19 protein-coding genes are annotated in these 25094 nt (G+C 68.7%); 11 read left to right on the top strand and 8 right to left on the bottom strand.

Annotated elements, in window-relative coordinates:
• Window positions 1-11: 11 nt before the first annotated feature.
• Window positions 12-1127 carry an HRDC domain-containing protein gene (locus tag VFV19_14155; protein ID HEX4825443.1) on the bottom strand — a complete coding sequence of 372 codons (1116 nt, stop codon included), beginning with the start codon at window positions 1125-1127 and terminating at the stop codon, window positions 12-14.
• 111 nt (window positions 1128-1238) lie between these two features.
• Here VFV19_14155 and pckA point away from each other — a divergent pair, with 111 nt between their 5' ends.
• The gene (gene pckA / locus VFV19_14150) at window positions 1239-2831 is read left to right on the top strand and encodes a phosphoenolpyruvate carboxykinase (ATP) (GenBank protein HEX4825442.1); all 1593 of its coding nucleotides are present in this window, start codon (window positions 1239-1241) and stop codon (window positions 2829-2831) included.
• A 7-nt stretch (window positions 2832-2838) separates the two neighbouring features.
• On the top strand, window positions 2839-3405 hold the full coding sequence (locus VFV19_14145; protein HEX4825441.1) for a chalcone isomerase family protein: 567 nt from the start codon (window positions 2839-2841) through the stop codon (window positions 3403-3405).
• On the opposite strand, the gene VFV19_14140 is transcribed toward VFV19_14145, so the two are convergent.
• Entirely contained in the window at window positions 3402-4508 is a 1107-nt protein-coding gene (locus VFV19_14140; GenBank protein HEX4825440.1) for a tetratricopeptide repeat protein, read from the bottom strand. The genes VFV19_14145 and VFV19_14140 overlap by 4 nt on opposite strands.
• A 61-nt stretch (window positions 4509-4569) precedes the next feature.
• On the opposite strand from VFV19_14140, the gene VFV19_14135 reads away from it, so the two are divergent.
• On the top strand, window positions 4570-6480 hold the full coding sequence (locus VFV19_14135) for a DUF3857 domain-containing protein (GenBank protein HEX4825439.1): 1911 nt from the start codon (window positions 4570-4572) through the stop codon (window positions 6478-6480).
• 22 nt (window positions 6481-6502) lie between these two features.
• Here VFV19_14135 and VFV19_14130 read toward each other — a convergent pair whose 3' ends face one another.
• Window positions 6503-7474 carry an aldo/keto reductase gene (locus tag VFV19_14130; protein HEX4825438.1) on the bottom strand — a complete coding sequence of 324 codons (972 nt, stop codon included), beginning with the start codon at window positions 7472-7474 and terminating at the stop codon, window positions 6503-6505.
• Window positions 7475-7568: 94 nt separating this feature from the next.
• Between VFV19_14130 and VFV19_14125 the strand changes: the two genes are divergently transcribed.
• Window positions 7569-7913 (top strand): hypothetical protein, encoded by a 345-nt coding sequence (locus VFV19_14125; GenBank protein ID HEX4825437.1) that lies wholly within the window; start codon window positions 7569-7571, stop codon window positions 7911-7913.
• A gap of 1 nt (window position 7914) precedes the next feature.
• Here VFV19_14125 and VFV19_14120 read toward each other — a convergent pair whose 3' ends face one another.
• Window positions 7915-9042, bottom strand: a complete 1128-nt coding sequence (locus VFV19_14120; GenBank protein HEX4825436.1) for an ABC transporter substrate-binding protein — start codon at window positions 9040-9042, stop codon at window positions 7915-7917.
• The gene (locus VFV19_14115; protein HEX4825435.1) at window positions 9039-9653 is read right to left on the bottom strand and encodes a YdeI/OmpD-associated family protein; all 615 of its coding nucleotides are present in this window, start codon (window positions 9651-9653) and stop codon (window positions 9039-9041) included. The genes VFV19_14120 and VFV19_14115 overlap by 4 nt, the downstream gene beginning before the upstream one ends.
• Before the next feature lie 82 nt (window positions 9654-9735).
• On the opposite strand from VFV19_14115, the gene VFV19_14110 reads away from it, so the two are divergent.
• Window positions 9736-10395: a peroxiredoxin gene (locus VFV19_14110; GenBank protein HEX4825434.1), complete on the top strand. Its 660-nt coding sequence runs from the start codon at window positions 9736-9738 to the stop codon at window positions 10393-10395.
• 54 nt (window positions 10396-10449) lie between these two features.
• Here the strand turns inward: VFV19_14110 and VFV19_14105 are convergent, their stop codons facing one another.
• Window positions 10450-11979: a S53 family peptidase gene (locus tag VFV19_14105; protein ID HEX4825433.1), complete on the bottom strand. Its 1530-nt coding sequence runs from the start codon at window positions 11977-11979 to the stop codon at window positions 10450-10452.
• Between the two features lie 199 nt (window positions 11980-12178).
• On the opposite strand from VFV19_14105, the gene VFV19_14100 reads away from it, so the two are divergent.
• The 4 genes from VFV19_14100 to VFV19_14085 all read left to right on the top strand — a co-directional run bounded on the left by VFV19_14100 (window position 12179) and on the right by VFV19_14085 (window position 16741).
• Window positions 12179-13825, top strand: a complete 1647-nt coding sequence (locus VFV19_14100) for an SUMF1/EgtB/PvdO family nonheme iron enzyme (protein HEX4825432.1) — start codon at window positions 12179-12181, stop codon at window positions 13823-13825.
• A gap of 23 nt (window positions 13826-13848) precedes the next feature.
• The gene (locus tag VFV19_14095; protein ID HEX4825431.1) at window positions 13849-15495 is read left to right on the top strand and encodes a hypothetical protein; all 1647 of its coding nucleotides are present in this window, start codon (window positions 13849-13851) and stop codon (window positions 15493-15495) included.
• A 302-nt stretch (window positions 15496-15797) separates the two neighbouring features.
• Window positions 15798-16091 carry a hypothetical protein gene (locus tag VFV19_14090; protein HEX4825430.1) on the top strand — a complete coding sequence of 98 codons (294 nt, stop codon included), beginning with the start codon at window positions 15798-15800 and terminating at the stop codon, window positions 16089-16091.
• Window positions 16092-16156: 65 nt separating this feature from the next.
• A complete protein-coding gene (locus VFV19_14085; GenBank protein ID HEX4825429.1) occupies window positions 16157-16741 on the top strand; it encodes a DUF4337 domain-containing protein in 585 nt (194 codons plus the stop codon).
• 9 nt (window positions 16742-16750) lie between these two features.
• Here the strand turns inward: VFV19_14085 and VFV19_14080 are convergent, their stop codons facing one another.
• Window positions 16751-17257: a DUF1003 domain-containing protein gene (locus VFV19_14080; protein HEX4825428.1), complete on the bottom strand. Its 507-nt coding sequence runs from the start codon at window positions 17255-17257 to the stop codon at window positions 16751-16753.
• A gap of 240 nt (window positions 17258-17497) precedes the next feature.
• On the opposite strand from VFV19_14080, the gene VFV19_14075 reads away from it, so the two are divergent.
• Complete coding sequence (locus VFV19_14075; GenBank protein HEX4825427.1) at window positions 17498-17959, top strand: plastocyanin/azurin family copper-binding protein; 462 nt, start codon at window positions 17498-17500, stop codon at window positions 17957-17959.
• 85 nt (window positions 17960-18044) lie between these two features.
• Here the strand turns inward: VFV19_14075 and VFV19_14070 are convergent, their stop codons facing one another.
• Entirely contained in the window at window positions 18045-20147 is a 2103-nt protein-coding gene (locus VFV19_14070; GenBank protein ID HEX4825426.1) for a DUF6600 domain-containing protein, read from the bottom strand.
• 305 nt (window positions 20148-20452) lie between these two features.
• Here VFV19_14070 and VFV19_14065 point away from each other — a divergent pair, with 305 nt between their 5' ends.
• Window positions 20453-25093, top strand: coding sequence for a choice-of-anchor J domain-containing protein (locus tag VFV19_14065; GenBank protein HEX4825425.1), 4641 nt, complete (start codon window positions 20453-20455; stop codon window positions 25091-25093).
• Window position 25094 lies beyond the last annotated feature (1 nt).

Genomic DNA, 25094 nt, shown 5'->3' with positions numbered 1-25094 from the left:
GTTATGCGAGATCAGGCCATGGCGGGTTTCAGGAGGGTCGCCTGCCACAGCCGGAGATCGGGGGCCTCGAACGGATCGCTCCCGGCGATGACTCGGCGGGCCATCTCCTCGAGGACCGCGCGGTTCGCCACGACCGAGGGCTCGAGCGCGAGCGACTTGGCCACGCGGTCGCGCGCCTGGCGGAACTCGTCGATCTTCGCCTCGACGTCGGGGGGCACGACGATGCGCACGCCGGGGCGCAGCTCCGGCTGGTCGGCCTCGGGGCACGCCGCGCCGCGTCGCACGGCGTCCACGATCTCGGCCGCGACCGGCGAGCGCGCGAGCGCCTCGGGGAACCCGGCGACCTTGACGAGATCCCCGATCGTCGCCGGGGCTGCGCGTACGACGGCGACGAGCACCTCGTCGCGCAGGATGCGGAACACCGGCCGGTCGCGGCGGCGACCCGCCGCATCGCGCCATCCCCACAGCTCACGCAGGATCGCGAGCGCGGGCCGCGCGAGGCCGGCCGCGCCCTTCACGCGCCGGAACGCGTCAGGATCGTCCCGGGCGCGGTCGCGCCAGCGCACGGTCTCGATCCGCCGGCATTCCTCGCGCACCCACGCGAGCCGCCCGAGCCGCTCGGCCTCGGCGGCGAGGATCGCGGCGAGCGCTTCGAGGTGCGCGGTGTCGGCGACGGCGTAGGCCCGCATCGCGGGAGAGAGCGGTCTCTTCGACCAGTCGGCGCGCTGCTGGCTCTTGTCGAGCGTCACACCGAGATGCTTCGCCAGGAGCGCGGCGAGGCCGATCGCCGTCTCGCCGATGAGGCGCGCGGCGATCGAGGTGTCGAAGAGATGCACGACCGTCAGGCCGAGGTCGCGCTCGAGGAGCCGGACGTCGTAGTCGGCGCCGTGGAGGATCTTCTCCTGCGCCGGATCGGCGAGACGCCGCGCGAGGGCGTCCCACGCGAGCTCGGCGAAGGGATCGACGAGGGCGTGCCGCCCTGCCGCCGAGAGCTGCACGAGACAGACCTTCTCGCGGTAGTGGTGGAACGAATCGGCCTCGGTGTCGATGGCGAGCGGGCCGGGCCCGCCGCCGTCGAGCCACGCGGCGAGCGACTCGGTCGTCTCGATCCAGGTGAACTCCGCCATTCGCCGACCGTAGCCTCGCGCCGTCCGCCGCGTCAAGCTACGGTCGACAGTCGCGGTTTGCCCGCGCTATCCTTTCGCGCCGTTCCGCCCCGAAGGGGAGAGAGGACCACCATGAGCAGCACGACCGCGGCGCCCGATTCCTTGCAGAGCTTGGGCCTGGACGGCGCCCCCGCGATCCACCGGAACGACCTGGCCCCACGCCTCTACGAAGAGGCGATCCGGCGTGGCACCGGCCGGATCGGCATCGGTGGCGCGCTCGTGGTCGACACCACTCCGTACACCGGCCGCTCCCCGAAGGACAAGTTCGTCGTGCGCGACCAGACGACCGAGGGCAACGTCGCGTGGGGAAGCGTCAACCAGCCGTTCGAGCCGGCGAAGTTCCAGGCGCTCTACGAACGCGTCCGCGCGCACCTCGCGTCACGCGAGCTGTGGGTGCAAGATCTCGCCGCCGGTGCCGATCCGAAGCAGCGACTCGCGATCCGTCTCGTCAGCGAGAGCCCGTGGCACGCGCTCTTCGCGCGGAATCTCTTCCTCCGCCCGGAGGGCGACGCGCTCGCCGGCCACCGGCCGGATTTCCACATCCTGCACGCCCCTTCTCTCGCCGCGGATCCCGCGCGGGACGGGACGCGGTCCGAGGCGTTCGTCGTCCTCGACTTCATGCGCCGCATCGTGCTCGTCGGCGGGACGAAGTACGCGGGCGAGATCAAGAAGTCGATCTTCACCGTCCTCAACTACCTCCTGCCCCTGAAGGGCGTCTTCCCGATGCACTGCTCCGCGAACGTCGGGAAGGCGGGCGACGTCGCGCTGTTCTTCGGCCTCTCGGGGACGGGAAAGACGACCCTCTCCGCCGATCCGGAGCGTCCGCTCATCGGCGACGACGAGCATGGCTGGAGCGACGACGGCGTCTTCAACTTCGAGGGCGGCTGCTACGCCAAGGTCATCCGCTTGAACGCCGACCACGAGCCCGAGATCTTCGAGACGACCCGGACCTTCGGCACGGTCTTGGAGAACGTCACGATGGACGGCCAAGGACGGCTCGACCTCGATTCGGACGCGAAGACGGAGAACACGCGCGCCGCGTACCCGCTCGACCAGCTCGACAACGTCGTCCGGTCGGGCCACGCAGGTCATCCGAAGGCGATCGTCTTCTTGACCGCCGACGCCTTCGGTGTCCTCCCGCCGATCGCGAAGCTCACGCCCGAGCAGGCGATGTACTACTTCCTGTCGGGGTACACGGCGAAGGTCGCGGGGACCGAGCGCGGGGTCAAGGAGCCGCAGGCCACCTTTTCCGCGTGCTTCGGCGAGCCTTTCCTCCCGATGCATCCGAACGAGTACGCCAAGCTCCTGGGCGCCAAGATCCGCGCGCACACGCCCTCCGTCTGGCTCATCAACACCGGGTGGACCGCGGGGCCGTACGGGACGGGCCACCGGATGGCGATCCCGTTCACGCGCGCGATGATCCGCGCCGCGCTCGCCGGTCAGATCCAGGACACCTCGCTCACCGCCGATCCGGTGTTCGGCCTCCGCGTCCCCGCCGAGGTGCCGGGCGTGCCGGCGAACGTGCTCAAGCCGCGCTCGACGTGGGCCGATCCCGCCGCCTACGACGCCCAGGCGGCGAAGCTCGCCGGGATGTTCCGGGACAACTTCAAGCGTTACGCCGATCAGGTCCCGGACGACGTCAAGGCCGTGGCGCCGCGCGGGTGATCACGAGATGAGGCTCGCCGCGGGGGTGCTCGCCCTTCTCGTGGCCGCAGGCGCGGCATCGGCGGCGGAGCTCGCCGGGGCCGACCTTCCGGACGCGGTGATGCTCGGCGACAAGCTTCACGTCTTGAACGGGCTCGGACTGCGCGAGGCGACGATCCTGATGGTCGACGTCTACGTCGCCGGTCTCTACGTCGAGAAGAAGACCACCGATCCCGCCGCGATCCTCGCCCCGACCGCGTCGAAGAAGCTCATCATGAAGTTCGTTCGCAACGTCGGGAAGGAGAAGCTCGTCGAAGCCTGGACCGACGGGTTCAAGAAGAACGCGAAGGACAAGGCCGCGGCGGTCGCGCCCGGCCTCGCGCAGCTGAACGCCGCGATGACCGACGTCAAGAAGGGGGACGAGATCGCGCTCCGCTTCATTCCCAAGCTGGGAACGACCGTGAGCGTGAAGGATCGCGACGTCGTGACGATCGACGGCGACGATTTCGCCTCCGTCCTCTTCTCGATCTGGCTCGGACCGAATCCTCCGAACGCCGGGCTTCGCGAGGGCCTGCTCGGGCGAAACAAGCGCTAGGGCTGCGCCGCCTCGTTCAGCTCCCGGGTCATCTCCTGCGCTTCGCCGTTGTCCGGCGCCAGCGCCAGCGCCTTCGACGCCGCGCGCCGCGCATCCTTGAGATTCCCCCGCCCGCGCTCGAGCCGCGCGATCGCCAGGTGCGGATCCGGAATGGCGGGATCGAGACGCGCCGCTCGCCGGTAGAAGCGCAGCGCCTCGTCCGCCTTGCCGTCGGCGTACTCGAGATCGCCGCGCGCGAGCATCGTGTACACGGTCGCCGCGCTCATGTCCGCGACGCGCAGCGCGGCCTGCGCCTCGCGCACATGGCCGGTCTCGAGGTACAGCGTCGCCAGGTTCGACAGCACGGCGGGATTGTGGGGATCGATTGCGAGCGCCGACCGGTAGGCGTCGAGAGCTCCCGCGGTGTCGCCGCGGCGCCGCTTCAAGACGCCGAGGTTCGCGTAGGCGCCTGCAAACTCCGGCGCCAGGTGCACGACCGCGTTGAGTCCGGCCTCGGCCGCGGTGAAGTCGCCGCGCGAGAGCGCTTCGACGGCGCGGTTGTTCACGTACAGCGCCGCGAGCTCGAGATCGTCGAGCAGACGGATGCGCGGCACGTCGTCCACGCGCGCGCCGTAGAAATCGAAAACCAGGAATCGGTCGTGGAGCTGGTAGACCGCGACCACGTGCGTGCTCACGTACACGAGATCGCCCCGCTTCTCTCCCGGGACGTGCGGCGTCATGTAGCCGGCGAGGACGCGGATCCCCCGCGCGCGCGCCATCGCGATGAAGAGGTTCGTGAACGCCACGCAGTTCCCGCGACGGAGCTCGAGCGCATCCGCGGCCGTCGCCGTCAGCGCCGGGTCGTAATCGAAATGGAACGACGACGCGTCGAAGAGCGCGGCCTGTAGGCGCCGAAGCTGATCGACCTGATCGCCGCCGCCCCCGGAGAAACGATCCGCCGCGGCGCGCACCTCCGGCGTGATCGCGATCGGGTCGACGACGAGCGACGCATCGACGCCGCGCCTCTCGACCCGCCGCGCCCAGGACTCGCTCCCGGGCCCGGCTCCTGCCGCGAGGACGGCCGACAGCCCCAAGCTCACGCCCACGGTTCCGAGCGAGATCATCCTGGGATCATCGTAGCGTCCGGAAGGCCGGAAAGGCCACGTTTCCGTTTACGCTAGCGGCATGAAAGCCCCGGCTCTGGCTCTCGGGCTCGGCCTCGCCTGTGCCGCGATGGCGGGCGAGGAGACCCGCATCGACATCGTGCCCGGGGCCCGCGTCATCTCGGACGCCGAGCGCGCGATCCAGGCCGACCCCGCCAAGGGGCTCCAGCATGGCATCGTCCTCCTCGAGGAGTGGCAGCTCAACGACGACTACGGGACCGCGGCGAAGATCGAGTTCCACCTCCGCGCAAAGGTGCTCTCGAACGAGGGGCGCGATCTCGCGAACGTCGAGATCGTCCTAGAGCCCGACATGTCGCTCGACGACTGGTGGGCACGGGCGATCGCTCCCGACGGCCGTGTCCAGGACGTGCCCGACAAGGACGTCGCGTTCGTCACGCTCGTCCGAGACGGCGATTTCAAGATCCGGGCGGCGCGCTTCGCGATTCCCGGAGTCGTTCCGGGCACGGTCATCGACTACGGATACACGATTCGGCGCGAGGCGATCGGCTCGACCGACGTTCCGCTTCAGCGCGGGTGGCCGATCCTGAACTTCCGGTGCCGCTGGAAGCCTTACGGCAAGTGGAGCGCCGCCTACCGGATCCGCCACTCGGAGCACCTCGACGTGCGCGCCCAGGCCGAGGACGACGCCGTGCTCCTCGAAGCGCACGACCTGCCGCCGCTCGCGCGCGAGCCGCTGATGCCGGTCGACGAAGACGTCCGCGCCTCCGTCGTCTTCTACTACCTCGACAAGCGCACGGGCTACACCGACTTCTGGAATGACTTCGCGAAGGACGTCGATCGTTTGACGCGGGAGCCCAGCGGAGGGCCTCTCATCCAGCGCGTCCTGTCGGCCCCCGCGGTCGTCGCCGCGCCGGACCGCCCCGCCAAGCTCAAGGCGGCGTACGACTGGATCGCCGCGAACGTCGCGAACGCCGTCTACGCGCGGCCCGGCGACGGCGACCGCCCCCACCCGCTACCGTCGGCGGGCCCCCTCGATCCTCTCGACAAGCTCTACCTCGACGTCGCGCGCGCGCTCGGCGCACAGGCGGTGCCCGTGCTCGCCCCCAACCGCCCCAAGCACGTCTGGGACAAGGCGATCCACTCCGTCGATCAGCTTCCGAGCACGATGGTGGGCGTCGCCGAGCCCGGCGGCGCGTGGACCGCGCTCGTCCATCTCAAATCCGGCCTTCCCTTCGGCGAGGTGCCCTGGTGGATGAGCGGCTCCGAGGCGATGGCGGCGACCTCCGCAGGCGGCCGTCCGATCGTCATCCCGACCTCGAGCCCCGCGATCAACGTGGCGCGGGTCACCGCCGAGATGGCGTTCGCCGACGACGCCGCGTCGACGGTCACGCATTGGCGCCGGCAGTCGGGAGGCCAGCTCGCCCTCGACGAGACCGAGCAGCTCGCCGACCTCGACGATCGCGACCGCCGTCTGCGCCTCGACGCATTGTGCGGGAAGGGCGGCGAGACCGGCGTCGCGAGCGCCGAAGCGAATGCGGGTTATCCCCCGGTCTCTTCACGTCTCATCTGCGAGATCGAGAGGCCCGCCGGCGCGCCCGATCCTGCATCAGGCTCGCTCAGCGTGGCCTGGAGCGGCCCTTGGGCGCCCGCGACGCCCGACCTGCCGCCCGGACCGCGCGTCCACCCCGTCATCATCGAATACCCCCGCGTGATCACGACGGAGCTCGTCGTGAAGTGCCCGCCCGGCTTCAGGCCGGGCAAGCTTCCGGAAGGCGCGGCGCTCACCGGCCCCTACGGACGCTACCGGCTCGCCTTCACGGTCGTTCCCGACGGCGTGAAGGTCGAGCGCGCGCTTGCGATCCTCGCGGTCGAGATCCCCGCCGCGCAGTACGACGCGCTGCGCGGATTCTTCGACGACGTCCGCCGCGGCGACCGGACGCCGCTCAAGTTCGAGCGCGCCGCCGCACCCTAGAGCTTCGCGATCTCCGTCCGGCTTAGTCCCGATCGGAGAGCGCGCCGGCGAAGAGCGCCGCGAGCGCGTCGCACTCGGTCGCCGTTAACGGAGACGCGAGCGCTTGCCTCACGGGCTCCAGATGTTCCGTCCGTCGCGGCCCGACGATCACGGCATCGACCTGCGGCTGGGCGAGGAGCCATGCGATCGCGAGCGCCGCGGGAGTCGTGCGGTGTTCGCGTGCGAAATCGACGAACCGCTCGAGCGCTCGGTACACACGTACGTTCTCGTAGCGCCGATAGCCCTCCGGCCGGAGCGTCATCCGCGAACCGGCCGGCGTCTGGCCTCCGATGTACTTCCCGGTCAGCCATCCGCCTGCGAGCGGACTGAACGCCGTGAAACCGGCCCGGGACCGCTTGCACGCCGGAAGGACGTCCATCTCCGCGGCACGATCGAGCAGGGAGTAGCCGTTCTGGACACATGCGAACTTCCACCCCGCGCGCTCGAGATACGCGCCGTCGACGTTGCACGCGCCGTACGCTGCGATCTTCCCGGCCTGCACGAGCCCGTCGAGCGCCTCGAGCGTCTCGTCGACCGGCGTCGATGGGTCGGGCTCGTGGATCATGTAGAGATCGACGCGCTCGACGCCGAGGCGCGTGAGACTCCCCTCGATCTGGCGCCGGATGCGATCGCCGCGGAGGCCACGATCGTTCGGATCGCCGACGACCGAGTGGAAGACCTTCGTCGTGAGGACGACCCGCTCGCGCACCGACGCGGGCTTCGACCGCAGCCACACGCCGATGGCGCTCTCGCTCCGGCCGCCGCCGTAGGCATCGGCGGTGTCGAAGAGCGTGATCTCGAGATCGAAGGCCGCATCCATGAGGTCGCACGCCTCGCGCTCGCTCTCGCCCTTCCCGAAGAAGGCCGGTGCGGAGCCGACGCCGCCGAACCCCCCGCAACCGAGAGCGATCCGCGACACGCCGATCCCGGTCCTTCCGAGCTCACGCGATTCCATCGGCGGCACTCTAAGCGATGGCGCTCGGTGCAAGCGCGGTTTAGTCTCGTGGGGCCGAGACGAACCTTAGAGCTTCGACCTAAGGAGGAAGACCATGCGTTACCTTTCCGGGCTTCTCGTCCTCGTCCTCGTCGCCGCCTCCCCCGCCCTCGCCGCTCCGCAAACGTGGGTCGGCAAGATCAGCGACAGCGATTGCGGAGCCAAGCACATGTCGGGGAGCGAGCACGAAGGCGCCAAGATGTCCGACGCCGACTGTGTGAAGGCGTGCATCGACAAGGGCGCCAAGTACGTGTTCGTGAGCGAAGGCAAGGTCATCGACATCTCGAACCAGGACTTCGCCGACCTGAAGGCCCACGCGGGTGAGACCGTGAAGCTCACCGGCGAGAAGACCGACGCCGGGATCGCAGTGACGAAGATCGAGAAGGCGAAGAAGGCCTGATCTACTCCGGATCGATCGTCGTCACCGCGACGCCGACGCCACCCTTCATCTGGACGACGACCGCGGATTTCTTCGGGTTCCGCTCGGCGTCGATCGAGATCGTGCCGGTGACGCCCGCGAAGTCCTTCGTCTCCGCGATCGCCTTGGCGAGCGCCGCACCGTCCCACGAGGGCGCGCGCCGCATCGCGTCGAAGAGCAGGCGCGCCGCGTCGTACCCAAGCGCGGCGAGGCTGTCGGGCTTCAGCTTGTACGCCGCCTCGTAGGACGAGACGAACGACCGGATGTCGGCGCGGCTCTCCTGGTAGGCGTAGTGTGTCGAGAAATAGCTCCCCTCGACCGCGGCGCCGCCGATCGCGGCGAATTGCGGTGAGTCCCAGCCGTCGCCGCCCAGGAGCGCCGAGGTGATACCGAGCTTGCGTGCCTGGATCGCGACATTCCCGCCGTCGGTGTAGTAGCCGGGGACGAAGATCACGTCGGGACGCACGTCGCGGATCGTGGTGAGCTGCGCCGAGTAGTCCTGGTCCCCGCCGGTGTACGCCTGCTCGGTGGCGATCGTCCCGCCCATCCGCGTGAACGCCGCCTTGAAGTAGTCGGCGAGCCCCTTCGAGTACGCCTGCGCCTGGTCGTAGAGGATCGCGGCGGTGTTCGCGTGGAGCTGCTCGCGCGCGAACTTCGCATCGACCCAGCCCTGAAACGAGTCCAGGAAGCAGACGCGGAAGATCTTGTCGCCGATCTCCGTCACCGCCGGGTTGGTCGACGACGGCGAGATCATCGGCACGCCGTACTGCTGCGCGACGCGGCCGGCGGCGATCGAGATCGACGAGGTGTTCTCTCCGAGGAGTGCCACGGCCTTGTCGTTCGTGATCAGCCGCGTGACCGCCGTCCCCGCTTCTTGCGCGGTCCCGCGGTCGTCGTAGCTCTTGATCTCGATCGTCTTCCCCTTGATGCCGCCGGCGGCATTCGCCTCCTGCGCCGCGAGCTGGATCCCGCGCAGCGTCGCCTGCCCGAACGTCGCCTCCGAGCCGGAGAGCGAGCCGTACTGCCCGACGACGATCGTTCCGCCGGAATCACGGCGGCCGCACGAGACGAAGAGGATCGTCGCGAACAGGATCGCGGCGAACGGTCTCAAGCTTTCCGCTCGTACTTCCACATGCGGTGCTTGCCCTCCTCGAGCCACTGGATCGTCGTCGCGAGACGCTTCTCGCGCGTCTCGTCGCGCTTCGCCTCGATGATCCACTCGACGTATTCCTTTCTGTGGCTGGGAGAGAACCCGTCGAACGTCGTGCGCGCCTTCGCGCTCTTCTTGAGGAGTGCCGTCAGCTCGGGCGGCACCTGGACCTTCACCGGCCGCTTCGGCTTCGCGCGCACGGGCTCTTTGATCCCTTCGTCGTTGAGGCGCTTCGCTTCCTTCACATAGGCGACGAGCACCTTCTTCGCGGGTAGGTCGGCGGGCGTCTCGGCGCGGCCGCCCTGCATGAAGCTGGCCTTGCCCCGCTGGAAGATCTTGTCGAAGTCCTCCATGAGCCGCGCCTTCCAGAAGCCGAAGGCGACGTGCCGCTTGAAGGCGGCCATTCCGCCCAGCATCCCCTTGTACTCGAAGCTGGCGTGTCCCCACTTCACCTTCTCTTCGACGTCGGGGCAGCCGGCGTGGAAGGCCTCGCGGATCTTCTCCAGGATCGGTTGCGCGAACGCGGGCGCCTTGGCGATGTAGGCGTCGATCGCGGCGGTACGTGTTCCCATGCGGCCCTCCGTGACGGAGGGGTATACACCGGATTTTCGAGACCTGCGCTAAACTGCCGGGATACTCAAGGGAGAAAGTGACATGCTGCGCATCAACGACGACGCCCCGAACTTCAAAGCCGACACGTCCCAGGGCCCGATCGACTTCCACGAATGGCTCGGGAGCGGTTGGGGCATCTTGTTCTCGCATCCAAAGGACTTCACGCCGATCTGCACGACCGAGCTGGGCTACATGGCCGGCCTGCAGCCGGAGTTCACGAAGCGCAACTGCAAGATCATCGGCCTTTCGGTCGACCCGGTGGCGAGCCACGAGAAGTGGGCCGTCGACATCGAGGAGACCCAGGGCCACAAGGTGCAGTTCCCGATGATCGGCGACCCGCAGCTCAAGGTCGCGAAGACCTACGGCATGCTGCCCGCCGACGTCGGCGAGACCTGCGAGGGCCGCACGGCGGCGGATAACCAGGCGGTTCGCACGGTCTTCGTCATCGGACCCGACAAGAAGATCAAGTTGACGCTCAGCTACCCCATGACCACCGGGCGCAACTTCGACGAGGTGCTCCGGGTCCTCGACTCGATGCAGCTCACGGCGAAGCACAAGGTCGCGACCCCCGTGAACTGGAAGCACGGCGACGACGTCGTCATCGCGGGATCGGTGTCCGACGCCGACGCCAAGACCAAGTATCCCGACGGTTGGCACGCGCCGCGGCCGTATCTGCGCATCGTGAAGCAGCCGAAAGACTGAGCTCGTGCCGCAACGCGGTCTCACCGGCGTGAGACCGCGTTGCGCTGCGGAGAGCTACCACCCCGCGCTCAGCACCTTGGCGCCGACCGGCGAGCCGAGCCCCGTGCACGCATCCCAGCCGGCCTTCGCGTTAAACGATCCGTTCGAGCCGACGGTGATATCGCGGAACGCCTTCGGCGCGCCGTAGAGCGACGGCAACAGGAACCCGGGCCGCTTTCCCGCCTTCGCGTTGCAGACCGCGACGAGCCCCGCCCACAGCGGCGCGACGGCGCTTGTCCCGCCGAAGACCGTGGACGACCCGTCCACGAGGACCTTGTATCCGGTCGCGGGATCCGCGTCCGCCGCCACGTCCGGGACGCCGCGCTTCTTGCCTCCGCCCGAGACGACGCCGCCCTGCCACGCCGGCCGCGTGAAGTATCGGGAGAACCCACCGCCGGTCGAGCCGCCCGAGGACGGCGGCCCCCAGACCGTCTCGTCCTTCGTGGTCAGCCTCGTGCCGCCGCAGGCGATCGCGTGGGGGGACGACGAGGGAAAGTCCACGTGGTTCTTGCCGTCACCTACCCCGTCGTTCGATCCGTCGTCGCCCGAGGCGACGAAGACGGGGATGCCGAGCACGGCGGCTTCCTGGAACGCGTCGTCGAACGCGTTGCGCATCTGCGCCGTCCACGATTCCTCCGGTCCGCCCCACGAGATCGAGACGACCGTGGTCGCCGGGTTGTGGATCGCGGTGGTCACCGCATCGAGGAAGCCGCGATCGGTGTTGGGGGCGAAGTAGACGTCGACGGTCGCGCCCGGCGCGACCCCACCGGCGACCTGGATGTCGAGAACGACCTCGCCGTCGTCGCTGTTCGGGTTGCCGTCGGGCGCGTTGTGCGCGCCGTCGACCGAGACGGCGTTGAGCTTCGGCTGGGTCTTGAGACCGAGACCCTTGAAGTACTTCTTCATCTCGGCGGGATCGAAGCCGCCTCCCAGCTCGATGAGCGCGATGTGCTGCCCCGTTCCTTGGGACTTCGGGAAGCCGTAGAGCGTGGCGAGCTGCGGCGGCGTGAACGCGACGCCCGCCGCTCGCCGCTTGAACCTTCCCTGAGCCGCGCGCACGCGGAAGTGCGGGCGCGCTTGCGGGCGATCGTCGAGACCGAACACGCCATCGATGACCGCCTCGACCTTCCGCGGAACCTTCACGCCGCCCTGGCGCTGCCGATAGCGGACGCGGTCGGGAGTGCGATACGCCGTCAGCTTCACGCTGAACGCCTTCTGCATGGCGTCGGCCGAGCCGCGCAGGGTCATCGAGCGGCGTCCGAGATCGACCTCGCCGACGGAGAGACCGTGATCACGGGCGAAGCCCTTGACGACCGCCGCGTCGCTCCGGCTCGCGCCGAACTCAGACGCCAGCGCTTCCCGCGTCATCGGCCGCGCCGCCCGTCTGCCGATCACCTTCTCGAGATCGAGCGCCCGCGCACGTCGCAGGCGAACCGTCACCTCGACGGTTTCATCGGGCGCCACCTTGCCGACCTTCTTCGCTCCAGCGACGGGCAGGCGCTGGCTTCCGGGAACCAGGGTCTTCGACGCAGCTCGCTTGGGCATGTTCGGATCTCCTGCGCGCAGTCGAATCGCTCGACTGAAAATAGTTGCCCGTAGTCATGCGCGCCGCCGGGATCGATTGCAATGGCTTTTTCGTAAAATGTTGCCAAATGGCACCGTGATGGTTCCTGAACGGCCGCCGAACGGTGTCTTCCGCTCGGTTGTATGTAGTCCGAGAGCCTCGACGAGTGGGGGGAGGCGCATGGGACACCGGCGGCTGGTCTTCTGGACGTTCATCGTCATTGCGGCTTTCGGGCGCGCTGCAGCGCAGGCTCCGCCGGAGGTCACGAACCTCATGTGGTGCTCAGGCTCGAAGGCTTGCCTTCAGTGGGACGCCGCTGCGGGCGCGACGAACTACAAGGTCTACTCGGGCCGCATCTCGACGATGCCCGGCCTCCTCAACGTCACCAACGACTCGTGCCTTTCCTTGACCCCCGCGACGCCCACGACCGGCCCCGCCCTCACGGACACGCCCCCGCCCTGCTCCCTCTTCTGGTACCTCGTCGACGCCGTGAATGCGAGCGGCGAAGGGACCGTGGGAAACGCCACCGCGGGCCCCCGCCTCTTGAACTCGAGCGGAAGCTGCGGCACCTGTGCGTCGACCGGGTCCGCCTGCACCGACGACGACTCGTGCTGCAGCGGCCGCTGCTTCGGCGGCACTTGCCAGGACGCGTGCTGTGCCGCCGCCGGCTCCTCCTGCGGCACGGGCCCCGACTGCTGCAGCGGGATCTGCACCGCCGGCATCTGCGCAACGACCCCGACCTGCCCGTACGGCCAAGCGGCGTGCAACGGCGCCTGCGCGACGCCGAGCTGCTCCAGCCAGGGCGTATGCGCGGGCCAAACGATCCCCGTGTACTGCAAGGACCGGACGACGTTGTCGTGCAACTACTCGGCCGTCCCCAACGTCGAGGTCGACGGTAACGGCAACCTCCTGCCTCAGGAGCACCGCTGCGACGGCCTGGACGGCAACTGCAACGGGGTCGTCGACCTCGACGGATTCTCCGGCCTCGGACAAGCGTGCGGCGCCGGCAACGGCGTGTGCCGGACGCAAGGCACCGTCGTCTGCACCTCGCCTACGACGGCGGGCTGCAACGCGACGCCGAACCCCGCCGCGGCTGTCGACGAGCTCTGCGACGGCCTCGACAACGACTGCGACGGTGTGGTCGACGAGCGCACGCCTCCTCCAGGCCTCATCTGCAATAACGGCGGGCCGCATGCGTGTGTCGGTTACAAAGACCCGATGGTCGCCGTGACGACCCCTCTGACGGTCTATGTCTACCAGTACGAAGCCAGCCATCCCGATGCGACCGCGGGCAGTACGGGAGCGAGCACGGCGCGCGCCTGCTCGAAACCCGGCGTCCTGCCTTGGTCCGCCGTCAGCGAGACGCAAGCAGCGGCGGCCTGCGCCGCGATCCGGGACAGCGCCAATCAACCCATGCGCCTTTGCACCGCCGCCGAATGGCAGTCCGCGTGCGAGGGTCCGACAGGTCCCGCCGCTTCCAAGTGGTCCGAATCCGTGACGCCGGCGACCTATGTATCCGGGGTCTGCAACGACTGGAACCGTGCGGGCTGCCAGGTCTGGCCGACCGGATCCAACGGTAGCTCCCCCACCAACTTCTGTTACACGGACTGGGGCGCCGCCGGAAAGCTCCACGACCTCAGCGGCAACCTCGGAGAGTGGACCTCCTCGACGGTCACCTACAACGGCACCACCTATTACCGGCTGCGCGGCGGATCGTACGGCTCGGGAAACGCGGGCACGACGTGCGAGACCGACGTTCGATGGGGGCTGGCAACTTTCTCGAGCCCCGATGTCGGGTTCCGTTGCTGCTCGGACAACGCGCCATGAGCGAGCTGCGGGGAGTCCTCACGATGAAACGAGCTCACGTCCTCCGCGTCGCCGCGGCTCTGGCCTTGGGGCTCCTGGCAGCACCGCGACCGGCGACGGCCCAGTGCACGACGGGCTTCAAGCCGAGGATCCTCGTCCTCGCCGACACGTCGGGGTCGATGACCCGGCGCATGGCCGACGGCGTCCTGTCCGGCGGTGACGGGTCGACCGTCTTCTCCGACGCGATCATGACCCGCCAGATCACCGCAATTCCACCGAACGGTCCCGGATTCGCCCTCTACCCCGGATACAAGCTCACCGGCGCATGTCCAACGACGTCGATGACACCCTCCTCCTACGACGGCATCAACAGCCGGATGTACGCCATGAAGGCCGCGCTCAGCGACTCGCTCACCGCTGCGAGCGACGTGCAATGGGGTCTCGAGCGATATTCCGGCACGACCTGTCCCGTGGTCAACACGACAGGACCGGCAGGCGCGGCGTGCACGTCCGATGCGACCTGCCCTCTCTACAGCTTCTGCATCGGCGGCTCCTGCAAGCAGGACAACAACCTCTGCTATGACGCACCCGCCTACGACATCGCGTGTGACGTGCACAACGACACCGCCGCGACGTACAACGGGGACTGCGGGACCACCGTCGCGGCGGGGAACACGGCCTGCGCGACCCCGCAGGTGTGTTATGCCGACGCCGACTGCGCCGCCGGTTTCTCCGGGCAGTGCGCGCTCATCGCCGGCGGCCCCGCGGCCTCGTGCGCGTGCACGGGACCTTCGGACTGCCCGGCGGGTTACGCGTGCAGCGCCAACCGATGCGTCTACAACGCCTCCTGCCAGAACCCGGGAGGCGTGATTCTCGTCGACCCGACGTCGCCGACCCCCACCACTCAAGTCCTTCCCTGGCTCGACGGGGTCGAAGGCCTTCCCGGCGGGTCGGCCGGAACGAACCCCGAGCTACGAGCGAGCGGGGCCGGACCGGTCGCCGGCGCCGCACGCAGCGCCACCGCCTGGTACAACGCCATCAAGAATGGAAATCAAGACCCCCAGATCCTCTGTCGGCCGTACGTGCTCGTCGAGATCGTCGACGGGCTCGACAACTGCGAGACCGACACCGTCAACGGCCCCGTCGCGGCCGCAGGCAGCTTCGTCGCCGCCACGGTGAGCGGCGCCAAGCACGCCAACAAGGTCTACGTGATCGGCCTGGGATTCGGCGCTGGGCCTGTCCCCGGGCTCGACGCCATCGCCAAGGCCGGCGGCACCGGCACCGCGCGCCTGGCGAACAGCCGCGCCGACATCGACGCCGCGCTCAACGACGTCGTGCAAGCCTCCGTGGTCTCGAGCAACGAGCTCTGCAACGGTATCGACGACAACTGCAACGGACAATGCGACGAGAACTTCCCCGACGTCGCCGTGTCGGGACCAGGCTGCTCCAACGCGCACGCCGCGCGTGCCTGTAGCAACGGCGCCGTGACGGCCACACATTGCTTCGCGTCGGGCGTCTACACATGCGCGGCCGACCAGCGCGGCGAGGTGTGCAACGCGCCGACGTGCGCGACGAACCCCGCGCTCTGCCCGACCGCCGAGGCGGCGGGCGGATGCAACGGAGTCGACGACGACTGCAACGGCGTCATCGACGATTGCACGCCGAACGTCGCCGGCTCGTGCTGTCAGTGAAATCGTCGAGGGGGCTCTAGACGTCGCGCGCCCTCGACGCGTGTCATTTGCAACTTCTCCGCCAGCGACTTCGGTGCCGCGTTCAAGTGCATCAGCGTCGAACGCCGCGCGATTCGAGTGTGTCTTCGTTACCACCAGGAAAGAAATTGCGCGGCGAAAATGCGCGCCGGCTTCCGCCGGTTCGTCGTCGATACTCGCCCAACGGCCCATCCTGCGTTGTCGAGGCCTTGGCACAGATTTCGTTCACGGCTGTCACGACACGGTCGCGTCCGTCAACGAATTTGGTTCGGGAGGACCTCCCGATGATCTGCTGCCTTCACTCGGGATACGCCGTCCGCGTTGAGGGAAGATTCCTGGACCGGTCGCGCTACGCCATCCACGCCGTCGTCACGTACCCCCACTCCACCTCCACCGAAGAGCGCGCGCGGCTCGCTCAGGAGGCGCAGGTCGACCTCCTGGTGGCCATCGCCGAGCAGTCCCATCTCGGCCGGAAGCGCGGGGCCCGCTTCGTGTATGTCGCGGTCGAAGGCGACCGCGAGCTCGACGACTTCTTCCGGATGCGAGCGGAGGGCGTGCCGCCGGAGCTGGTCGCCTAGTCAGGGTGACGCCGGCGCCACGACCGATATGATGCTCCGGCGCCGCCGCGCCAGGAGAGCATTCGATGCCCGAAGAATCCGAGATCGAGATGGAGAAGCTCCGCGAGGCCGTCCACGAGGAGCTCGAGCACGAGGGCGGGAGGTTCCTGAAGACGATCGCGCTCACGACGGCGATGCTCGCGGTCGTCGCGGCGGTCGCCGCGCTCGAGTCGGGATCGTCGGTCAACGAGGCGCTCTTCCTTCGGAGCGACGCGGGCCGCCTCCAGGCCGAGGCCTCCGACAAGTGGGCCTACTACCAGGCCAAGGGGATCAAGGCTGCCGTGCAGGAAGCCTCCCGCACGTCGTGGCTGTCGATCGGCAAGGAGCCGCCCCCGGAGTACGCCGAGAAGCAACGCCGCTATACCGAGGAGCAAGCCGAGCTGCAGCGCGAGGCGCAGGAGCTCGAGCACCGCCGCGACGAGCGCATCGAGGCGTCGGAGCATCTGCTTCACCGGCACCATCGCTTCGCCGCGTCGGTCGTCCTCCTCCAGATCGGGATCGCGCTCGGCGCGGTCGCGGCGCTCAGCCGTCAGAAGCCCGTCTGGTGGGTCTCGTTGATCGCCGGCGTCATCGGAACGGGTGTCCTCGCGGTGACGTGGCTCGCACACTGAAAGGCGTGATCAACGCGACCCGACGAGCTTCTGGTGGAGCTCGCGTGTCAGCGTATCGGTGCGAGCGGCCAGCTGTTGCACCTGTTCGGTCAGTCGCGTGTTCGCCTCGAGCAGCTCGCGCAGCGCGTCGGCTTGTCGCGCCGCGATCTCCTGCCGTTCGGCGGTCGCGCGGGCCAACTCTTCACGGTGCTCCGCATCGGCCTCGGCATGCGCCTTGTCACGGTCGGCCTGACGCGTCTGCGCCAGCAGGATGAGAGGGGCGGCATAAGCCGCCTGAAGGCTGAACGCAAGGTTGAGCAGGATGAACGGATACGCGTCGAAGTGGGCGTATCCCAGCACGTTCAAGGCGATCCATGTCGCGACGATCAACGTCTGCCCGACCAGGAACGTCGGAGTGCCAAAGAAGCGGGCGAACGCCTCGGCGCTCCGCCCGAACCCACCGGTGCCGAACGGGCTGCTGAGATGCAAGTGCGGACGGTGGAAGCGGATGGCGTCCGTTGCGGCCTTGGTTTCCATGCAGGTGACCTCCGAGTTCGAGCGGCGATTATCCTCGCTCCTGGTTGAGGCGGCGCAGAGGCGCTACGCGCTCCCCGCCCTTCATCCGGGGACGCCCCTTCGAGAGTTCCGAAAGTGTTCCGCTCGACCCACTCCGGTTTCTCGCCGTGCGCGTACGCTCATTGAATCCGGCCGCAACGTTGAGATGCACGGCCAGACACGGAGGTTGAGATGACACGGAATCACACTGCCCGGTTGACGATGGCGGTTCTCCTTGCGTTCGGAGCGCTGATCGCGGGCGCGCTTCCCGCGGCGGCTCACTCGAAGACGCACCAGCAGGTCATCGTACCCGGGGAGGACCGGTTCAAGCCGTTTTCGATCACAATCCATGTGGGCGACACCGTCGAGTGGATCAATGCCGACACCGACGATCACACCGTCGTCAGCAACGACGTGTTCAACACGACGGGCGACAAGAACGTGGACATGCTCGTCCCGGGGACCGACAACAATAACGGGAGCCCCGGCACGTTCAAGCTGAAGTTCACGAAAACGGGCGTGTGGAACTACTACTGCCGGTTCCACTCCATGCTGGACGACGAGCATCAACCGACCGCGCCCGGGCCGATGGGCGGGATCCAAGATCCGACGACGGGCAACTACGGGACGCCGATGATGGGTGTGGTCACCGTCGTGCCGCGTGACGATCCACGCGGTGATTGAATCTGAGGCTCGTCGAATGCCTTGCGGTGAAAACTACGAAGGCCCCTTGCGGGGCCTTCGACTCACTCATCACTCGTGTTGATGCTCACGACTGCCCGTCGTGCTTCTCTTTCTCTTTGCCCTTCCCGTTCTTGTCCTTCTCTGCGCCCTTCTGGTCCTTCGCCTTCGGCGGTTCCTGCTTCGCACCGTTGTGCTGCGGCGCAGAGTGATTCTCTTGCGCGGAAGGCGGCGCTTCAGGGGCCGGCGCGTGCGACTGCGACGCCGAGGCGTGCGAGTCGTGCATCGACTCCGCCGGTTGTCCGTGGCGCTCGGAGTCGCCCACCGGCGTCATCGCCACCGCCGGCTCGGACGCCGGCGCATGCGCGCGGTTCCCTTGCGCGGGAGGCGCCGTGTGGTGATCGTCCTTCCACGAGCCGTGCCCGTTGCGGTCGCTCGACGGCGGTACGGCGGAGACCTCGGCGTGCTCCGGACGATCGGCGTCGCTCGGACGATGGTCCCGCGATCCGTGCGTCGGCTCCGTGCGTGCGTTCTGAGCGGCGTGCTCGTTCGCGTAAGGCGGCGCGGTGTGCGCGCTCTGATTGGCGTGCTCGTTCGCGTAAGGGTCCGCCGTCTGACGCGGCGGCACGGCCGCACGGTCGATGGCCTTGGGCGCCTTGGCGGGCGCGCCCTCCCGCGGCGTCAGCGAGCGGCGGCCTTGGGGCGCGAGCGCCGAGACCGTCGTCATGCGGTCGTTCTTGTCGCCGCGGTCGCTCCAGCCGTTGTGCTGCCCGCGGTCGTGCGCGTCGAACGGGCGGCCGGTCTTCTGGATCTCGACGACCTTCTCGCGGAACGGCACGGGCCTGGGAGGCGGCGCGTTTCGGACGATGAGCGGCCGGTCGACGTCGTGCTGCGGGACGTAGCGCGAGTGCGGGTCGCGCTGATGGAACGGGGTGATGCTGTCGTGCGTCGGGACGATCTCGGTCGCGACGCACCCCATCGGAGGCGCGTGCTTGAGCTGCCCCGGAGGAACGTGGATCGGCCGGACCGGGCCGCCCGAAAAGTTCGTCGTATTGACGACCGTCACGGCGTTGTTCACCGTGATGTTGGTGTAGGTGTAGTTGTTGGTCACGTGCGGCGCGGGCTGCCACGGGTAGTAGTAGCGCTCCGCGGGAGCGAGCGGCACCCAGCCAATCGACGGGGCGCCGCCGATCGAGACGCCGACGCTCCAGTTCCTGCCGCCGACGAAGGCGACGAGCGCCGGCGCGTAGACCGGGCGCAGATCGGCGACGACGGCCGGGCAGGGCGCGCCGGCCGGAGGCGGCGGCACCCAGCCCCACGTGCCCTGGATCGAGACCCAGCGGCCGTAGTGGTACGGCGCCCATCCCCACGGCTCGCTCGACACCCACGTCCAGCCATACGGGTCCTGCCACGTCCAGCTTCCCGCTTGATACGGCGCCCACCCGGCGGAGACGCCCGACGGGACCCACACCCGACCGTACTCGGACGATTCACGCCACGTTCCGTTGCCGTCGAGATCTTCCGCGCCGACGACGTCGCGGTGGACGTAGCGGGCGCTCGCCGCCCGATCCGCGCGATTGTCACGATCGTGCGCCCACGAATCGAACGCGGACTGCGGGGCGATCGGACCGAACGAATACTTCGGCTGGTCGCTTCCCTCGATCGTGAGGGTCTCCCCCGCGTCCACGTCGAGCTGCTGCCCGGCGAGCGCGACCGAGAGGCGTCCCTTCACGACGGAGTAGCGCGCCGTGTCCTTCGTCATCTCGACGCGATAGATCCCGGGGCCCTCCACCGTCGCCGCGCCGTTCGGCGTATCGATCTCGAGGCCGCCGTTCTCGGACCCCCCGCGCGCGCGCAGGCTGAGATAGCCGCTGCGCAACCCGAGCTGCGCGAGATCGCGCGTGTTGCTGACGAGATCGACCTGCGTGCCGGTATCCATGCGCAGGACGTTGCCGTTTCCGAGATACACCTCGGCGCGCCCGTCGTCGGCGGTGTAGACGGAATCGCCGGTGACGATCGGCGTGTTGACGCCGAGCGCGTTCCAGCCGTCGCTGTCTCCGCGCTGATAGGAGACGTCGCCGCCGGTATAGCTGACCCGTGCGACCTGAACGTCGGGCTCGTCCGCGAGGACGGCGAACGTGGCGGCGAGCGTGAGAATGGCGAGCGGAAGTCCGGCGTGACGTGGCTTCATCTTGTACTCCCCGAGGTACGACCTCGTCGGGTCAAAACCTAAGGAGCGCCCGGGGGGTTGTCGAGTGTCGCGAAACGGGACGTCGGGACGTAGCGAAGATGAAAGCGCGATCACCGATTCGTATGCGTCCGCTGAAAGAAATGGAGGCTCGATCGGGCGGCCGCCCCGGCGTCGTCGCGGGCTCGTGGCCCCGAAGACTTGTTCCACCGGCACGAAAGTGCCGGTATATTCACGCCGATTTGTCCAATCGGGGGGCTCCGATGCATCTTCGGCGATCGACGCGAATCCTTGCTAGCGCTCTTACCTTGATCGCCGTCACGGCGGCGCTCGCATTCCAGGCCAAGAAGCCGGGCGGTCGTTTCGACGCGCTCGTCATCCCCGACCCGAGCACCGTCTCCGGCGTCGCGACGGCGCCGGTCGACTCGCTCGGCACGCAGGACGCCCTGCGCGTGAGGTGGAACGCCTTCCGCGCGGCGCACGGCCGGGAGTGGCAGGTGTGGCTCGACCGGCGGTCCGGGGCGCCGATGCTCGTCGAAGGGCAAGGGATGCCGATGATCGCGGGTGCGGGCAATGCGCTGCCGGCCGGCGCCCCCACCAGCCTCGACGCGCTCGAGGCTCTCATGCGGCAGTTCGCATCGTCGAACCGCGCGCTGCTCATGGCGAACGACTCCGAGCTGGTGCTGAACCGGGCGGCGTCCGGGAAATCCGGGCCGAGCTCGTGGCAGGTCGTCTTCGACCGCTACGTGTCCGGCGTGCCCGTTCTCGGCGACCGCTACCTCTTCGCGATCAACAACGGCAACCTGGTGCAGTTCGGCGCTCCGCGCTGGACGAAGCTCACGAGCGCCCCGGTTCCCGACATCGATGCCGCGGCGGCGCGCGATCGCCTGCAGGCCTACATGGGGATCACGCCCCATGACACCGTCAAGTTACTCGAAGGCGGCGCACTCCAGATGCTCCCCGTCCGCGTCGGCGAAGGCGCCGGTGCGGTTCCCGGTCCGTACACCGGAACGGTCGGCGCCGGCTACCAGTCCCGCCTGATCTGGCGCGTCGCCCTCGAGATCGCGAACGAGCCGGGCGAGTGGGTCGGCCTCGTCGACGCACGCGACGGCACCATCGTCGCCTTCTTCGACGTCAACGAATACGCCCAGGTCAAGGGCGGCGTCTTCCCGGTGTCGAACGACGGCAACGCGCCGGACGGGATCGAGAAGCCGGCCTATCCGATGCCGTTCGCCGACATCACGATCGGCGCCTCGACCAGCTTCGCGACCGACATGGGGTTCTTCACCTGTTCACCGGGCGGATCGACCGCCACGACGAACCTCTCGGGCCGGTACGTGAACGTCGTCGACACCTGCGGCCCGATCTCGCAGTCGATCGCGTGCGATGCGGACCTGGACGTCGGCGTCAGCGCGGGCACCGACTGCACCGTGCCCGCCGGCGCGAGCGCGGGCGACACGCACGCGGCCCGCAGCTCGTTCTACCACATCAACCGCATCCAAGAGCACGGCCGCGCCTGGCTTCCGAACAACGTCTGGCTGACCCAGCAGCTCACCGACAACGTCAACCTGAACCAGACTTGCAACGCTTACTGGTCGCCGAGCGCGGGCACGGTGAACTTCTTCAAGTCGGGCGGCGGCTGCGCGAACACGGGCGAGATCGCCGGCGTGTTCCTCCACGAGTGGGGGCACGGCCTCGACTATAACGACGGCGGCGGCGCGGACAATCCGAGCGAGGCGTACGCCGACATCACCGCCCTCATGTCGACGCACGTCTCCTGCGTCGGGCGCGGGTTCTACTCCAGTCCGCCGACGAACTGCTCCGGCTACGGCGACGCCTGCCTCAACTGCACCGGCATCCGCGACCAGGACTGGGACCAGCACGCCAGCCACACACCGGCGACCCCGCAAGGATTTCTCACAAACGATTGCGGAGGCGGAGGCGGCCCCTGCGGCAAGGAGCCGCACTGCGAGAGCTACGTCAGCGCCGAGACGATGTGGGACCTCGCGACGCGCGATCTGCCCGCCGCCGGGATGGATCTCCCGTCGTCGTGGCAGCTCGCCGACAAGCTCTGGTACAAGTCGCGCGACGGCTCGGGGGGCAATGCGTACAACTGCGCCCTCCCCAATTCCGATGGGTGCGCCTCGACGAGCTGGTTCTCGAAAGTCCGCGTCCAGGATGACGACGACGGCAACCTCGCGAACGGCACGCCGCACGCCGCGGCGATCTTCGCGGCGTTCAACCGGCACAACATCGCGTGCGGCAACGCGAGCGACGCCTCGAACCAGAGCTCTTCGAGCTGCCCGTCGATCCTGGCGCCCGCGCTGACGACCACCGCAGGGTCGTCCTCGGCCGGCCTCTCGTGGACGCCGGTCGCGAACGCAGCGACCTATCTCGTTCTCCGCAACGACGCCGGCTGCGACGCCGGCTCGACGATCGTCGCGACCGTGACCGCCCCGACGACGACCTACACCGACTCCGGGCTCGCCAACGGATTCGCCGAGTACTACCACGTGCAGGCGATCGGAGCGAACGCCAACTGCGACGGCGTGCTGTCGAACTGCTCGAGCGCGACGCCGCAGCCGTTCGCCGGCGCGGTGAAGCTCGACGCCAGCGCGTACAACTGCTCGGGCCTCGTCACCGTCACGGTGACCGACGCCAACATCGGATCGACGACGACCACCGCCAAGCTCACGTCGAACGCCGAGCCCCTCGGCGAGACGGTCACGCTGACCCAGGTCGCCGGCTCGGCGAACTACGTCGGGACGATCCAGGCGACGAGCGCCCCCGCGGGGGCCGACGGCCTCCTCTCCGTCGCCGACGGGAACACGATCACCGCGACCTACATCGATGCCGACGACGGCCAGGGCGGGCACAACCTCACCCGGACGGCGACCGCCGGGGTCGATTGCGCCGCTCCCGCCATCACGAACGTCCAGTCGACGAACGTGACCGGGAACGGGGCGCGGATCACGTGGAGCACGAACGAGAGTTCGAACAGCACCGTCCATTACGGGCCGACCGCTCCCCCCGGAGCGACGGCGGCGAGCGCGAGCCTCGTGTCCGCCCACACCGTCGACCTCACCGGCCTCGCCGAGTGCACCTCGTACGTCTACTCCGTGCAATCGGCCGACAGCGTCGGAAACTCGGCGACCGACGACAACGGCGGCACGTATTACTCCTTCGCGACGGTGAAGAACGTCCAGCCGACCTATCCCTACACCGGACCGCCGGTTCCGATCCCCGACAACAACCCCGTCGGCGCGACGGCGACGATCTTCGTCCCCGACAGCAAGCAGATCGTCGACCTGAACGTGACGGTCGGGAGCCTGACGCACACGTACGACGGCGACATCGCGCTGCACGTCATCGGTCCCGACAACACCGACGTCCTCCTGTCCGGGAATCACGGCGGCTCCGGCGACAACTACACGAACACCGTCTTCGACGACTCCGCGGCGACGCCGGTCTCCTCGGGAGCGTCTCCGTTCACGGGATCGTTCCGGCCCGACCAGCCGCTGTCGGTCTTCAACGGCAAGAACGCCGCCGGCACGTGGAAGTTCTTCGTCGTCGACTCCGCGGCCCAGGACGTCGGCAACATCGTCGCGGTCTCGCTGAACTTCACCTTCCCGGCTGCGGCCTGCGGCCCGCATGCCGCGTACAACGCGCACACGCTCGTCGGCGACACCTGCACGAGCGGCGGCGCTCCGGGAAACGGCCTCTGGGAAGCCGGCGAGACGGTCAACTTCAAGGTCAACCTCGTGAACGACGGCACGACCGCCTTGACCGGCGTGACGGCGACGGTGGTTCCGCTGACCTCGGGCGTCGCGATGCCCGATCCGACGGCGAGCTACCCGTCGATCGCCCTCGGGGCGAACTCGGATTCGAACGCGCCCGACTTCACGGCGAAGCTGTCGACGGGTCTCGTGTGCGGCTCGACGATCGCGTTCCGGATCGACGTCGCCAGCGACCAGGGATCGTGGAGCAGCACGTTCAACCAGATCGTCGGCCAGCCGGTCGCACCCGGCAGCGGGACGGCGTTGAACGAGAACTTCGCGAGCGGCATTCCGGCCGCGTGGACGGTCGTCAACGGCGGGAAGGGCGGCGGCGCCGCCGCCACGTGGACGACCACAAATCCCGGCGCTCGCCCCATCGTGACTCCGATGGCGACGCCGACGCCGATCATCGACAGCGACGCCGCCGGCGGCGGCGCCAACCAGGACGAGCAGCTCATCACGCCGGCGATGAACCTCTCGACCACGGCCACCGTCAGCCTCGTCTTCGACGAGAACTTCCACTGGCTGACCGGCGGGCTCGACGAGATCGCCGACGTCGACGTCCAGTCGTCGAGGACGAGCGGGTGGGTCAACGTGCTCCACCAGCACGGCGCATCCAGCGCGAACCCCGCGCACACCGCGATCGACATCACCGCCCAGGCGGCGGGCGCGACGAACGTCCAGGTCCGTTTCCACTACTGGCAGGCGAAGAGCGACGGGTGGTGGCAGGTCGACAACGTCCAGATCACCTACGTCACCGTCGCCGGCTGCAACCAGACGGTGTGCCCGGGCGGAGCGACCTCGGTGAAGCCGGTCCCCGACGGCACGTTCGGTGCCGCGATGCACGCGACCCGGAGCGCTCCCGACGGCACGCGCATCGGCGTGACGTGGGACGTGGCGACGTGCGTGTCGACCGGCTATCACATCCTTTACGGCGACCTCGCGAGCGTCGCGTCCTCGACGGTATCCGGGTCGGTGTGCGGTGTCGGCACGTCCGGCTCGTATACCTGGACCGCGGTTCCCGGCGGCAGCCTCTGGTTCGTCGTCGCCGCCGACGACGGCACGGCGACCGAGGGGAGCTGGGGCACCGCGACATCGGGCGAGCGCGGCGGAACCTCGCCCTCGGGACAGTGCGGCATGAGCACGCGCGACGACTCGGGGAGCTGCCCCTGAC

Source organism: Candidatus Polarisedimenticolaceae bacterium (assembly GCA_036275915.1).
Lineage (GTDB): Bacteria > Acidobacteriota > Polarisedimenticolia > Polarisedimenticolales > DASRJG01 > DASRJG01.
The sequence above is the reverse complement of the archived record's forward strand: the minus strand, read 5'-3'. Positions and strand labels throughout refer to the sequence as shown.

Excerpts from the sequence above, each read along its gene's own strand:
- VFV19_14125 (HEX4825437.1), top strand. The coding sequence starts at position 7,569 with ATGCGTTACCTTTCCGGGCTTCTCGTCCTCGTCCTCGTCGCCGCCTCC.
- VFV19_14100 (HEX4825432.1), top strand. The coding sequence starts at position 12,179 with ATGGGACACCGGCGGCTGGTCTTCTGGACGTTCATCGTCATTGCGGCT.
- VFV19_14075 (HEX4825427.1), top strand. The coding sequence starts at position 17,498 with ATGGCGGTTCTCCTTGCGTTCGGAGCGCTGATCGCGGGCGCGCTTCCC.
- VFV19_14110 (HEX4825434.1), top strand. The coding sequence starts at position 9,736 with ATGCTGCGCATCAACGACGACGCCCCGAACTTCAAAGCCGACACGTCC.
- VFV19_14090 (HEX4825430.1), top strand. The coding sequence starts at position 15,798 with ATGATCTGCTGCCTTCACTCGGGATACGCCGTCCGCGTTGAGGGAAGA.
- VFV19_14130 (HEX4825438.1), bottom strand. The coding sequence starts at position 7,474 with ATGGAATCGCGTGAGCTCGGAAGGACCGGGATCGGCGTGTCGCGGATC.
- VFV19_14080 (HEX4825428.1), bottom strand. The coding sequence starts at position 17,257 with ATGGAAACCAAGGCCGCAACGGACGCCATCCGCTTCCACCGTCCGCAC.
- VFV19_14140 (HEX4825440.1), bottom strand. The coding sequence starts at position 4,508 with ATGATCTCGCTCGGAACCGTGGGCGTGAGCTTGGGGCTGTCGGCCGTC.
- VFV19_14145 (HEX4825441.1), top strand. The coding sequence starts at position 2,839 with ATGAGGCTCGCCGCGGGGGTGCTCGCCCTTCTCGTGGCCGCAGGCGCG.
- VFV19_14155 (HEX4825443.1), bottom strand. The coding sequence starts at position 1,127 with ATGGCGGAGTTCACCTGGATCGAGACGACCGAGTCGCTCGCCGCGTGG.
- VFV19_14105 (HEX4825433.1), bottom strand. The coding sequence starts at position 11,979 with ATGCCCAAGCGAGCTGCGTCGAAGACCCTGGTTCCCGGAAGCCAGCGC.
- VFV19_14135 (HEX4825439.1), top strand. The coding sequence starts at position 4,570 with ATGAAAGCCCCGGCTCTGGCTCTCGGGCTCGGCCTCGCCTGTGCCGCG.
- VFV19_14085 (HEX4825429.1), top strand. The coding sequence starts at position 16,157 with ATGCCCGAAGAATCCGAGATCGAGATGGAGAAGCTCCGCGAGGCCGTC.
- VFV19_14115 (HEX4825435.1), bottom strand. The coding sequence starts at position 9,653 with ATGGGAACACGTACCGCCGCGATCGACGCCTACATCGCCAAGGCGCCC.
- VFV19_14070 (HEX4825426.1), bottom strand. The coding sequence starts at position 20,147 with ATGAAGCCACGTCACGCCGGACTTCCGCTCGCCATTCTCACGCTCGCC.
- pckA (HEX4825442.1), top strand. The coding sequence starts at position 1,239 with ATGAGCAGCACGACCGCGGCGCCCGATTCCTTGCAGAGCTTGGGCCTG.
- VFV19_14095 (HEX4825431.1), top strand. The coding sequence starts at position 13,849 with ATGAAACGAGCTCACGTCCTCCGCGTCGCCGCGGCTCTGGCCTTGGGG.